Raw genomic sequence first — 12,132 nt, forward strand, 5'->3', positions numbered from 1 at the left:
TCACCTTCAACCTCACGGAACTGCGGCACAACAAAAACGTCTCGCCCTCCAGCTGAATCAAAAAGAAAAGGCTACGCCGGAACCGGCCCTCGGGATCCGGCCGGGACGGGACTTCCGGGCGGGGCTCCCGCCGTTGGCTCCGGTGGTCGGCCGGCCGGTCGACCACCGGGTGCTGCGGTCCCGCCGGCTCCGTGCCGCCGACCGCCGGGGCCCGGTGCTCCTCCCGCCTCCTTCGGGGTGGCCTCCGGGCCCGCCCGCCGTCATTCGGCGCGGGGGCACCTTCCGGTGAAGCCCCGCGCCGCGGGGCCGGCCCGGGTCCGTTCGGGGGCCGACCCTGGTCCGTTCGGGTCCGGCCGGGGTCCGTTCGGCCCTCGTGTCCCGGCGCCCGGGACCGGAGGGTGGTGCCGTGGGGACGCCCCGCGCCACGGACGCTCGACGAGGAGGTACGGCGATGAGAACCCCGAAGCCCGGTGACCCGACGACCCCCTTCCCCGTCCGGCCGGCCGCGGTGCGCGCCGGGCGCACCGCGATCGCCGTCGAGCTGTCCCGCACGCTCGTGACCTCCCTGGTCGAGGACGCCGTCACCGCGCCGTCGATGCGCAACGCCCAACCGTGGAGGTTCGTCCACCGGGCCTCCAGCGGCACCGTCGAGCTGCACGGTGACCCTGCGCGCGCGATGCCGCGCGAGGACCCCGAGCACCGCGCGGTGCACCTCGGTTGCGGCGCCGCCCTCTTCTGTCTGCGGGTCGCCGCCGCGCACCGCGGTCTGCGCCCCGAAGTGCGGCTGCTGCCCGATCCGTCGGACCCGTGGCACCTGGCCGATGTGAGCATGCAGGCGGCACACCACCGGACGGACGCCCTGGCCGCGCTCCGGCCCGCGCTGCGCGAGCGGCACACGAGCAAATCCCCGTTCACGAAGGAGCCGGTACCCGCGCGGGTCCTGGAGGGGCTGTGCGGAGCGGCCGTCCTGGAGGGCTGTCGACTGGTCGTGCAGGGGGCATGGCACGCCGATGCCGTCCTCGGTCTCGTCCGTGTGGCGGAGCTGTTCCGGGCGGCGGGTGCGTCCGCGCACGCGGAGCTCGCCATCCGTGCCCGTGCGGAGACGTCAGCGGGAAGCGCCGTGGCCGAACCGGTCCCCTCGATCACGCCGGGTCCGCGGGCGTACGGCGGTGCGGTTGCGGTCCGGGAGGTCGATCCGCTGCGCCGGCTCGTCGGCCGTGCCCCGGCCCGCTTCGGGAGGAACTCCCGGATAGCCCTGCTCGGAACGGCCGGGGACACCCCGGAGGAATGGCTGAACGCCGGCCAGGCGATGCAACGGGTGCTGCTCCAGGCCACTCTGGACGGGCTGTCGACCTCATTGGTGTCGCAGCCCCTCACCCGGCCGGAGCTCCGCTGCCTCACCCGGGACCCGGTGTCCGCGACGGGCTACGTCCATCTGGCGATCCGCTTGGGATACGGCCCCCGGGGCCGGCCCACGCCCCGGCGCGACGCCTCCGAAGTGCTGCGGTTCGCCTGATCGCGACGGGGAACGTGCGGGGCGCCTCCCGGCCGCGCATGCTCGAAGCATGTCCCAGGTCACCACCACCGACCTGTACGAGGTCACCATGGCGCTCTCGTACCTGCGCGAGGACATGCGGGCGCCCGCCACCTTCAGCCTCTTCGTGCGCGACCTGCCACCGGGGCGCGGGTTCCTCGTCGCGGCCGGGCTCGAACCGGTCCTCGACCACCTGTCGCGCTTCCGCGTGAGCGGGTCCGACGTGGAGGAGTTCGCGGCGGCACTGCGGCGGCCCGCGGAGGATCTGGCTCCGCTGCACGGCCTGTCCTTCGACGGGGAGGTCCGCGCGGTTCCCGAGGGGCGGCTCGTGTTCGCCGGTGAGCCGCTCCTGGAGGTGACCGCACCGCTGCCGCAGGCCCAGCTGGTGGAGACGTACCTGCTCTCCCTGGTCTGCCACCAGACCGCGGTCGCCTCGAAGGCGGCCCGGTGCGTGCTGGCGGGGGCGGGGCGCCCCCTGGTGGACTTCTCGCTGCGCCGGACGCACGGACCGGAGGCGGGAGGGCAGGCGGCCCGCGTGTGTGCCCTGGTGGGATTCGCCGGAACGAGCAACGTCGCCGCGGCACGCCGATACGGCATCCCGGCGGCGGGCACGATGGCGCACTCCTTCGTCGAGGCCTTCGGTTCCGAGGAGCAGGCGTTCCGGGCCTTCGCCAGGACCCATCCGGGCCCGGTGACCTTCCTGGTCGACACCTACGACACGGACCGGGGCGTGGTGACGGCCGCCCGCGTGTTCACGGACCTCGGGCTCGGCCCGGGGTGCGGGATCCGGCTCGACAGCGGCGACCTGGGCGCGCTCGCCCACCGGGCGCGTGCCGCGCTCGACGCGGCGGGCCTGCGTGACGTCCGCATCATCGCGAGCGGCGGCCTGGACGAGTACGGTGTCGACCGGCTCGTGCGCGGAGGGGCACCGATCGACGCGTACGCCGTGGGGACGAAGGTCGGCACAAGCGCCGACGCCCCGTACCTGGACGCGGCCTACAAGCTCGTCGAGTACGACGGGAGGCCCGTCATGAAGCTCTCGCCGGCGAAGCTGACGGCGCCGGGCCCCAAGCAGGTCTTCCGCGGTCCGGGCTGTCGGGACGTCATCGGCCTGGCGAACGAGGAGCGCCCCGAGGGCACGGACCCGCTGCTGCGGACCGTGATGCGCGGCGGGCTGCGCACGGATCCGCCCGACCTCCTCTCGGCGGCCCGCGCCCGCTTCGAGGCCGACGTCGCGGCCCTGCCGGAAGGTGCACGGCGCGTCGAGGACCCGGTTCCCCCCGTCCCCGTGGCGTCGACCCGGCTCACGGCCCTGACCACGGTCGTCCGTCACCGCATCGAGCGGCGGACGGGTGGTGGGCGGACGGTCCCGGGATGACCTGGCTGCCCGTCCTGGCGGGAGCGGCCCTGATCCTGCTCATCCTGCGCGACGTCTTCCACACCATCTGGCATCCCACCCGACACGGCGGACTGAGCAGACTGGTGATGCGGGGCGTGTGGCGCTTGTCGGCCCACCGCGGGACGCGCCGGCGGCCGATCGGCCTCGCGGGACCGCTGGGCATGGTGACGGTCGTCGCCGTCTGGGCGCTCACCCTCACCGCCGGGTGGGCCCTGCTCTACTGGCCGCAGATGCCCGACGGCTTCTCGTACGCCACGGGGCTCGACCCCGCCGAACATGCCGATCCGCTCGACGCGTTGTACATCTCCCTGGTCACCTTGACCACCCTCGGCCTCGGTGACATCGCACCGACCTCGGGGTGGCTGCGGGTCCTCGCCCCGATGGAGGCCCTCGTGGGCTTCGCGCTGCTGTCGGCGACCGTCGCCTGGATCCTCGGCGTCTACCCGGCCCTCGCCCGCCGCAGGGCGCTGGCCCTGCGGCTCTCCCATGTGCGCCGCAGTCGGCTTCCCGTCCCCGCCCTGGATTCCGCCGGGGGTGCCGCGCTCCTCGACGGCCTCGCGGCGGCGCTCTCCACCGCGACCGTGGACTTCCTCCAGTACGCCGAGTCGTACTACTTCTACGACGGGGACGAGAGCGTCTCGCTGGCCGCGCAACTCCCCTGGACCTTGAAGCTGGCGGACCTGGCGGGTCGGGCCCGTCACCCGGACGTCCGGCTCGCCGCATCGATCCTGCGGACGGCCCTGGAGGACCTGTCCACCGTGCTCGACGAGCGCTTCCTGCGCACCGGGGACCCACCCGAGCGGGTGTTCGCCCGTTATGCCGCCGATCACGGCCGCTCTCCCTGACGGTGGTCCTCGGAGGTGCGGCGGTGAACGGGCTCGGCGGGTCCGGGAGGCGGTCCGGTCGCTGCGCGGAGCCGTACCGGTCGACGACCACCACCGGGTGGGGCGGGCGACCGTGCAGGATCCGTTCGAGGTCGGGTCGGCGCGCACGGACGGCACTCCCGCCGATGCGGTACCGGTCGCCGTTCCAGCACTCGCCCCCCCACGGGGCAACGACCCTTGATTCGACATGTGTCAACATAGATGCATGTCGAACGAGACGGTACTCCCCGCACTCCGGTCCGAGATGCCGCCCTGTTGTCCGCCCCTGAGCGAGCGGCCGCTGACCGCCGAGGAGGCCGAGCGGACCGCCGTGATGTTCAAGGCGCTGGGCGATCCGGTCCGACTGCGGCTCTTCTCCTCCGTCGCCTCGCACAAGGGCGGCGAGGCCTGTGTCTGCGACATAGCGGACGTGGGCGTCTCCCAGCCCACGGTCAGCCACCACCTCAAGAAGCTCCGGGAAGCGGGCCTGCTCACCTCCGAGCGGCGCGGGACCTGGGTGTACTACCGCGTCGAACCCACCGTCCTCGCGACCATGGGGGCCCTCCTCACCAAGGCCGCCTCGACCTGACCACGCCCCGTCACGTCACGTCACGTCCCCGGGGCGCCCGAGCTCCTCGTCTCGGGGCCGTCAACGCCTCACCGCAACAGGGCCGCGATGCTCCGGGCGGCTTCCCGGGCAGGACGGCCGACACCCACCAGGGTGGCCGAGGCGGGCCCCGTCCAATCGCCGTAGCCGAGCAGGTGGAGCCGGGGTTCCCCGAGGGCTTCCGTACCCCGGGTGGGGACGTGTCCACGGGGGCCCCGGAGGCCGAGCGGAGCGAGGTGGGCGAGGGCGGGGCGGAAACCGGTGCACCAGATGATCGCGTCGACGTCGACCGTCGTTCCGTCAGCCCACTCGACCCCGGTCCGCGTCAGGTGCGCGAACATCGGTTGCGCCTTGAGGAGCCCGGCGTCACGGGCTTCCCGCACCGGCGGCACCGCGACGATGTCACCGAGCGAGGCCACTCCCCCGGTATCGGCGCGCCCCTCGTCGAGGGCACGGCGGCGGGCGGTGGCACGGTCGAAGAGGACACGGCCGTCGACGTCATCGGCGAGGAACCGCGTGGGTCGCCGGGTGACCCAGGTGAGCTCGGTGCCGGGCGCCAGATCAGCGGCGATCTGCGCTCCCGAGTTCCCTCCTCCGACGACGAGGACCCGCATTCCGTCGAACTCGCCGGGAGTGCGGTACCCGACGGTGTGGAGCTGGCGCCCCTGGAAGGCGTCACGCCCCGGGACCGACGGGAGGAACGGCCGCGACCACGTTCCGGTGGCGCTGACGACGGCGCGGGCGCGCCAGGTCCCCCGGTCGGTCTCGACGCGGAGGCGCTCGCCGTCGCGGCGGACCGCCTCCACCCGGACGGGGCGGTGGACGGGGATCTCATAACGCCGTTCGTAGTCGGTGAGGTACTCGACGACGTGGGCGGCGTCCGGATAGACGGCTCCTGGCTGCGGCGGCATGAGGCGGCCGGGCAGCGAGGAGTACGCGGCCGGCGAGAAGAGGCGGAGCGAGTCCCAGGCGTGCCGCCAGGCGCCGCCCGGCACGGGTGCGGCATCCAGGACGGCGAGGTCGAGGACTCCGAGACGACGCAGGTGGTAGGCGGCGGCCAGTCCCGCTTGACCGCCCCCGACCACGACGACGTCACAGGTCCCGTTCATCTCCCCGGCTTCCCTTCGTACGGCTGCGCCCCGCTCCCTCGGAGGAGCGAGGCGCAGCGTAGCGGCTCGGTGGGGTCACTGTCCGACGGGGGCGAACTTCCTGCGCCAGGCCAGTGACACGTACACGAGCGCGACCAGGACCGGAACCTCGATGAGGGGGCCGACCACGCCGGAGAGGGCCTGGCCGCTGGCGACGCCGAAGGTCGCGATGGCGACGGCGATGGCGAGCTCGAAGTTGTTCCCGGCGGCCGTGAAGGCGAGCGTTGCGGTGCGGTCGTAGGGGAGGCCGATCGCCTTGCCGAGGGCGAAGGTGCCGAACCACATGACAGCGAAGTAGACGAGGAGCGGCAGTGCGATCCTCATGACGTCGAGCGGCTGTGACGTGATGGTCTTCCCCTGGAGGGCGAAGAGGATCACGATCGTGAAGAGCAGCCCGTAGAGCGCCCACGGGCCGATCCTCGGCAGGAACCTCGCCTCGTACGACTCCCGGCCCATCCGCTTCTCGCCGATCCGACGGGTGAGGAAGCCGGCAGCCAGGGGGACGCCCAGGAACACGAGGACGTTCAGGGCGATCTTCCCCACCGAGATGTCGAGCGCCTCCCCTTCGCCGAGGCCCAACCATCCGGGCAACAGTTCGAGGTAGAACCAGCCCAGGACGCCGAAGGCGATGACCTGGAAAACCGAGTTGAGGGCGACGAGCACGGCAGCCGCCTCGCGGTCCCCACAGGCCAGGTCGTTCCAGATGATCACCATGGCGATGCAGCGCGCCAGGCCCACGACGATCAGGCCGGTTCGGTATTCGGGCAGGTCCGGCAGGAACGCCCAGGCGAGGGCGAACATGATCGCCGGGCCGAGGACCCAGTTGATGACGAGCGACGAGACCATGAGCTTCCGGTCGCCGGTGACGGCGTCGAGCCGGTCGTACCTGACCTTGGCCAGCACCGGATACATCATGACCAGCAGGCCGACGGCGATGGGGAGGGAGATGCCGCCGATCTCGACCGCTGCCAGCACGTCGTTCAGCCCGGGCACCAGACGGCCCAGGCCGAGCCCGAGCCCCATGGCGATCAGGATCCAAACGGCGAGGAAGCGGTCGAGCGTCGACAGCTTCCCGACGACCGAGGAATCCGCCGGTGGGGCGGGCGTTTGGGTGGATGTCACGGACAGGCTCTCTTGTTCTCTGCGGCGGTACGGGCGGACTCCGCCAGGTCGGCGAAGCGACCGGCGAGGGCGGCGATGACGTCGGGCTTCAAGCGGTAGTACGTGAAGCGGCCACAGGGCTCGGTGTCCACGACGCCCGCTTCGCGCAGCACGCGCAGATGATTGGAGAGGTTGGTCTGCTTGGCGCCCGTCTCCTCGACGAGGTGCGTGGTGCAGAGGGTCTCGCGGGCGAGCAGGGTCACGATCTGCAACCTGAGGGGGTCAGCCAGAACCCGGATCAGGTCAGCATCGACTGACGTCATCATGGACTGATACTCTCACATCACTTCACGCTGATACCAGCTGGAGCTGATCTCTCGGGAGACCCGGGAGGTCTTCCCCTCCCACGGGCGCACCGCCGCCTCCCGGCCTCGGGCCCGGCTCGCCACGGACGTCGACCGCACCACCGCCCGACCGGACGCCGCTCCCCGCCTCCGAGCCCGCTTCCCCGCCCCCTGCCCCTGCCCCTGCCCCTGCCCGAAGGAAGAACCGATGACCACCGCCCCGCTCGCCTCCGTGCTCTTCGTCTGCATCCACAACGCAGGCCGGTCCCAGATGGCCGCAGGATTCCTGAACCACCTGGCGGGCGACCGCGTCGAGGTCCGTTCCGCGGGTTCGCTCCCGGGCGACCGGGTCAACCCGGCAGCGGTCGCGGCGATGCAGGAGGTCGGCATCGACATTTCGGACCAGAAGCCGAAGGTGCTGACCACCGAGGCCGTCCAGTCCTCGGACTACGTCATCACCATGGGCTGCGGCGACGCCTGCCCGGTGTTCCCCGGCAAGAAGTACCTCGACTGGCCCCTGGAGGACCCGGCCGGCCAGGGCATCGAAGCCGTCCGTCCGATCCGCGACGGCATCAAGACCCTGATCGAGGGCCTCATCGCCGAGATCGACGCACGACAGGAGGCATGACCCCCTGATCCGCCACCGCACCGCACGAGGGCGGCGGCGGAATCCGAACACCGACTCCCGTCCGTCACGTTGGCGGACCTGACGGGCGGGGGTCGGCCCCTCCCCGGGGCGACGCGCCGCACCAGGCACTGCCCGTCCGTCCGTGGCGGGAAGGGGCGGCCCGACCGCACGAAACCGTTGATCGGGATCGGACCTAGCTCTCGCCGCGTACGGACGTCGCCGTGGCCACGCAGGCGGACGCCGCCGCGAGACCGGCGAGCACTCCGAACAACTCCGGGTAGCCTCCCAGAACCGATGCGAGGGCGGCTGCCGCGAAGGGCGCGAGGGCCGCGGCCGTCATGGCCGGGGCGCTGAGGATCGCGGAGAGTCGACCGTAGTGGCGCGTGCCCCAGCGGTCGGTGATCGCGGTCGCCTGGAGGAGAGTGAGGTTGCCGCGGACCGCGCCGGCAGCGATCGACGCCGCAACCACCAGGCCGTACGGGCCCGGCGTGACGGCGAGAGCCGCCGTGGTCAGGGCGCCGAGTGCGATGAGGGTTGCGGTGCGGACCGTCGCACCGGTACGGCGGGCCAGCGGGGCGTAGAGGGTGCGACCGAGGGTCTGGCCCGCGCCGCCGAGGCCGAGGGCCCAGGCCGCCTGGGCCGTCGTGTACCCGCGTTCGAGCAGGAGGGGGACGAGGGTGACGACGACGGCGTACATCGCGAAGGCCGAGAGCGTGAACGCGATCGCGAGCAGGAGGAACGGTCGGCTTCGGGCCACGGCGCCGGGGCTCGCGTCCGTGGAGGCCGATGAGGGCGTCGCCGGGGGCCAGGGAGGCCTGAGGACGATCGCATGGGCCGGAATCGTGACGGCAGCGAGGACCACCGCCAGCACCAGATAGGTCTCGCGCCACGACAGTTGCTCGGCCAGGACGGCGGTGAGCGGGGCGAAGACGGTGGAGGCGAGGCCGCCGGCGAGGGTGACGATCGTGAGGGCTCGGACGTGATCGGGCGCCCACCAGCGGGTGAGTGCGGCGAACGCGGGCTGGTAGAAGGTGGCCGCCATGGCGAACCCGCCCAGCAGCCAGCCGCCGAAGAACACCGGCAGGTTCGGCGCCAGGGCCACGATCACCAGACTCAGGACCCCGACCACGGAGCCTGCCGTCATGACCGTGCGCGGGCCGCGGCGGTCGATGACGCGCCCCACACCGATTCCGGCGACCCCGGAGACGACCAGGGCGAGCGAGAACGCGGCCATCGTGGCGCCGGTGGACCAACCGCTGTCGGCGGTGATCTGGGGATTCAGGACCGGGAAGGCGTAGTAGACGATGCCCCAGCTGGTGATCTGGGTGGCACAGAGCGCAGGCAGGACGGCGCGGGGCCGCGACCGGTCACCCGCTCCGGTCGCAGCTCCGGGGGCGTGGGGGTCGGTCATCGAGAGGTCAGCAACATCGGCACGCGTGAGCGCGTCGGCCGTCGCCGCGGGGCCCGGCGTGCCACCGGCCTCGCGGAACGTCGCAGACCGCACGTCGACCGCCCCGGTCGAGCGCGGGCATGCGGATGCAAGCAGGCAGGCCACGGCAGAACCGGCACTGCTGCCCGGGGCCAGGAGTGGCGACGTCGAACGTCAAGGGACCCGGGCCACCAGGGGGAGGTCTTCCTCGCCGACCTTCTCGGTGTCGGCGAGGAACCTGCCCAACGAGGCCAGGACGCCGGGCGCCGGGCGGTAGTACACCCAGGTGCCGCGCCGCTCGGAGGTGAGCAGGCCCGCTTCCCGAAGCTTCTTGAGGTGGTGGCTGACCGTGGGCTGGGAGACGCCCACGTCCGCTATGTCGCAGACGCACGCCTCGCCGTTGGGGTGCGATGCCACTCTGGACAGGAGGCGGAGCCGGACGGGGTCGGCCAGCGCCTTGAACATCGCGGCCATGATCTCGGCGTCCCCTTCGGACAGCGCGGCGGTCACGATGGGCGGACAGCAGACGGAAGTGCGCGCACCGGACGTGCGCGGGGTCGACCTGGTCAAGGCTCCGCCCCTCACGCAGAGGCCGCAGGGCGACCCATGACGGCGTCGGCAGCACTGGGGAAGCACGCCACGCAGGCGACGTTGATGGAGTAGAGCATCGAGGTCCCCTGGCGCTCACGCAGGACGAACCGCACGTCGGCGAGCAGCTTCAGGTGGTGGGACACCGTCGACTGTCCGACGCCCATCCGGTCCACGATCTCTCCGACGCTCATCGGGCCGGTCGCCAGCGCGAGGAGATTGAGGATCTGCACGCGGGTGGGATCGGAGAGGGCCTTGAACCAGGTGGCGTAGGACTCGGCCGTGGTCCGGTCGATCAGCTGGGCATTCATCGTACCGCTCATGATCCATCGATGTTATTCGATGGCCACCCGTGACGGCAAGGTTCGTTCCGCACAAGGAAGGGCCGCGACGGCCACACACAGTCCCGTCGACGCCTCACGTGCACGCGACACCGCCAGCACGGGTGACTGTACATACGCCACTCGGGGCGCATCCACATCGGTATGACCTGGGGAACAAGCCCCATTTCCGGGCGACCTCCACCGGAGGGACGGGGCGGATCCCCTCAACGCGACGAGGGTCCCTGATCCCCATTGCCCTCGTTCTCTTTAATCGCCTATCATCGATATTCGATAGAAGGGGATGCTGCTCAAGCCTTCCCCCGCGGCTCGCCACGTCTCCCGTTCGTCACTTCACGGCGCCGCTCCCCCCATGTGTCACCGTCTCAGAGAGGTTCACCTGTGGACGAATTGCGGGCCCTTGGCCTGTTCATCCTGTTCGAGGTGCTGCACTATCTCCCGTGGTTCCTGCTCGCCGTCGTCCTGGGGATCGCCGTACAGCGTCTGTCGATCGATGTGGTCGCGCGCCGCAGCTTCGCCCACGGGCGCAGGGGGGTTCTCGGCATCGCCATCGTCACGGCCATCGGAGCGTTCAGCCCCTTCTGCTCCTTCACCGTGATCCCGCTGATCCGCCGCTTCCTGATAGCCGGCGTCCCGCTCTCGGCGGTGATGTCGTTCTGGATCGCCTCCCCGTCCATGGACCCGGAGATCTATGCGCTCTCCGCCGCCCAGCTCGGGTTCCCCGTCGCCACCGCCCGCCTCATCGGTGCCCTGGTGCTGAGCTTCGGCGCGGGCCTCATCGTCCTGGCACTGGAACGACGCGGCCGGTTCGCCGATCCGCTGCTCGGCTCCGCGGAGGAGAAGGCACCTGAGAAGAGCTGTTCGCAGGAGGTGGCGGCCGTGTCCGAACCCGCCTGCTCGACCGCGAAGGCGACCGTGCCCGAGACCGTGACCGTCGGAGGCAGTGGCGCTGCGGGGGGTTGTGGGGGTTCCCCCCAGGAGGCCGAGCCCGCGGCCGGTGGCTGCTCCACCGCCGCGCGGAACGACGCGGGCGACGACGACACTCCGTGGCGCGTACTCGTGCGGCGCGACGTCAAGAACCTCCACGCCGGCGAGATCCTCAAGGAGATCGTCAGCGACTCGCTGATCCTGGGCAAGTGGCTGCTCCTGGCCATCGTCCTGGAGGCCCTGATCGTGCGCTACGTACCCACCGATCTCGTCTCGGGCATCCTCGGTACGGACGGCGTCGTCTCCGTCCTGGTCGCCGGGTTCCTCAGCGTCCCGCTCTACCTCAACGGCGTCGGCGCCATCCCGGTCGTCGAGGGCCTTCTGGAGCAGGGCATGGTCGCGGCAGCGGGCGTCACCTTCCTCCTCGGCGGTGCCATCACGACGATCCCGGCCATGGTGGCCGTCAAGAGCGTCGTCAAGACGAAGGTCTTCGCCTTCTACCTCGGCGTGGGCTTCCTCGGCAGTGTGGGCATCGGCCTCGTCACGCTGCCCCTGCTTTGACCCCGTACTCCTCCTCACCCCCCACCCACGCTCCTGCGGCGTCCCCCGACGCCGCAGGAGCGTCGCCGTACCCGCTGACGAACACCGTGCGCACCCCGCCTGCGGGAGCGCACCGAGGCAAGGAGCACTCATGACCACACCCCCGCGTCCGGACCTCACCCTGGTCCCAATGACCGAGGACCACGCGACGGCCGTCATGGCGATCTACCAGCAGGGCATCGACGAGGGCAACGCCACGTTCGAGACCACCGCGCCGCCGTGGAGCGCGTTCGACACCGCGAAGCTGACGGCGCACCGGTTCGTGGCGCTGGGTCAGCGGGGGCGGGTGGTCGGCTGGACTGCGGTGTCGCGCGTCTCGACCCGACCCGCGTACGCGGGGGTCGTCGAGCATTCCGTATACGTCTGTCCCACGGCGCGCGGAGCCGGCGTGGGACGGGCGCTTCTGGAGGCGCTGATCGTCTCCACGGAGAAGGCGGGGATCTGGACGATCCAGGCGGGCATCTTCCCTGAGAACGCGGCGAGCCTGTCCCTGCACGAGTCCGTGGGGTTCCGCATGCTGGGCCGGCGGGAGCGCGTGGCCCGCCACCACGGCGTCTGGCGCGACGTCCTGCTCGTGGAGCGCCGCAGCCCCGTGGTCGAATGACGGATGCCGGTCACCAGGG

Annotated in this window: 13 protein-coding genes; 7 read left to right on the plus strand and 6 right to left on the minus strand. The window is 71.7% G+C overall.

What is annotated here, in order from left to right; translation table 11 throughout:
- The first annotated feature begins 451 nt into the window (after positions 1–451).
- The 4 genes from ACFW2Y_RS30020 (at position 452) to ACFW2Y_RS30035 (ending at position 4,385) form a co-directional block, all read left to right on the plus strand.
- On the plus strand, positions 452–1,516 hold the full coding sequence (locus tag ACFW2Y_RS30020) for an Acg family FMN-binding oxidoreductase (RefSeq protein WP_384885418.1): 1,065 nt from the start codon (positions 452–454) through the stop codon (positions 1,514–1,516).
- Positions 1,517–1,565: 49 nt separating this feature from the next.
- The gene (locus ACFW2Y_RS30025) at positions 1,566–2,912 is read left to right on the plus strand and encodes a nicotinate phosphoribosyltransferase (protein ID WP_384885419.1); all 1,347 of its coding nucleotides are present in this window, start codon (positions 1,566–1,568) and stop codon (positions 2,910–2,912) included.
- On the plus strand, positions 2,909–3,778 hold the full coding sequence (locus ACFW2Y_RS30030) for a potassium channel family protein (protein ID WP_384885421.1): 870 nt from the start codon (positions 2,909–2,911) through the stop codon (positions 3,776–3,778). The genes ACFW2Y_RS30025 and ACFW2Y_RS30030 overlap by 4 nt, the downstream gene beginning before the upstream one ends.
- Before the next feature lie 244 nt (positions 3,779–4,022).
- Positions 4,023–4,385 carry an ArsR/SmtB family transcription factor gene (locus tag ACFW2Y_RS30035; protein ID WP_384885422.1) on the plus strand — a complete coding sequence of 121 codons (363 nt, stop codon included), beginning with the start codon at positions 4,023–4,025 and terminating at the stop codon, positions 4,383–4,385.
- A gap of 68 nt (positions 4,386–4,453) precedes the next feature.
- On the opposite strand, the gene ACFW2Y_RS30040 is transcribed toward ACFW2Y_RS30035, so the two are convergent.
- From ACFW2Y_RS30040 to ACFW2Y_RS30050, 3 genes are all read right to left on the minus strand, one after another.
- Positions 4,454–5,512, minus strand: coding sequence for an ArsO family NAD(P)H-dependent flavin-containing monooxygenase (locus ACFW2Y_RS30040; RefSeq protein ID WP_384885424.1), 1,059 nt, complete (start codon positions 5,510–5,512; stop codon positions 4,454–4,456).
- A 75-nt stretch (positions 5,513–5,587) separates the two neighbouring features.
- The gene (gene arsB, locus ACFW2Y_RS30045) at positions 5,588–6,673 is read right to left on the minus strand and encodes an ACR3 family arsenite efflux transporter (protein ID WP_384885426.1); all 1,086 of its coding nucleotides are present in this window, start codon (positions 6,671–6,673) and stop codon (positions 5,588–5,590) included.
- Positions 6,670–6,978 (minus strand): ArsR/SmtB family transcription factor, encoded by a 309-nt coding sequence (locus ACFW2Y_RS30050; RefSeq protein ID WP_384885428.1) that lies wholly within the window; start codon positions 6,976–6,978, stop codon positions 6,670–6,672. Before ACFW2Y_RS30050 ends, arsB begins: the two co-directional genes overlap by 4 nt.
- Positions 6,979–7,204: 226 nt before the next feature.
- Here ACFW2Y_RS30050 and ACFW2Y_RS30055 point away from each other — a divergent pair, with 226 nt between their 5' ends.
- Positions 7,205–7,624 (plus strand): arsenate reductase ArsC, encoded by a 420-nt coding sequence (locus ACFW2Y_RS30055; RefSeq protein WP_384885429.1) that lies wholly within the window; start codon positions 7,205–7,207, stop codon positions 7,622–7,624.
- A 193-nt stretch (positions 7,625–7,817) separates the two neighbouring features.
- On the opposite strand, the gene ACFW2Y_RS30060 is transcribed toward ACFW2Y_RS30055, so the two are convergent.
- From ACFW2Y_RS30060 to ACFW2Y_RS30070, 3 genes are all read right to left on the minus strand, one after another.
- Positions 7,818–9,035: an MFS transporter gene (locus ACFW2Y_RS30060; protein ID WP_384885435.1), complete on the minus strand. Its 1,218-nt coding sequence runs from the start codon at positions 9,033–9,035 to the stop codon at positions 7,818–7,820.
- Positions 9,036–9,227: 192 nt separating this feature from the next.
- Positions 9,228–9,527 carry an ArsR/SmtB family transcription factor gene (locus ACFW2Y_RS30065; RefSeq protein ID WP_384885437.1) on the minus strand — a complete coding sequence of 100 codons (300 nt, stop codon included), beginning with the start codon at positions 9,525–9,527 and terminating at the stop codon, positions 9,228–9,230.
- 107 nt (positions 9,528–9,634) lie between these two features.
- Entirely contained in the window at positions 9,635–9,964 is a 330-nt protein-coding gene (locus ACFW2Y_RS30070) for a metalloregulator ArsR/SmtB family transcription factor (RefSeq protein WP_229832930.1), read from the minus strand.
- A gap of 399 nt (positions 9,965–10,363) precedes the next feature.
- Here ACFW2Y_RS30070 and ACFW2Y_RS30075 point away from each other — a divergent pair, with 399 nt between their 5' ends.
- Entirely contained in the window at positions 10,364–11,470 is a 1,107-nt protein-coding gene (locus ACFW2Y_RS30075) for a permease (RefSeq protein WP_384885431.1), read from the plus strand.
- A gap of 130 nt (positions 11,471–11,600) precedes the next feature.
- Complete coding sequence (locus tag ACFW2Y_RS30080) at positions 11,601–12,113, plus strand: GNAT family N-acetyltransferase (protein WP_384885433.1); 513 nt, start codon at positions 11,601–11,603, stop codon at positions 12,111–12,113.
- The last annotated feature ends 19 nt before the right edge of the window (positions 12,114–12,132 follow it).

It is taken from the genome of Streptomyces sp. NPDC058877, from assembly GCF_042742855.1.
GTDB lineage: Bacteria > Actinomycetota > Actinomycetes > Streptomycetales > Streptomycetaceae > Streptomyces.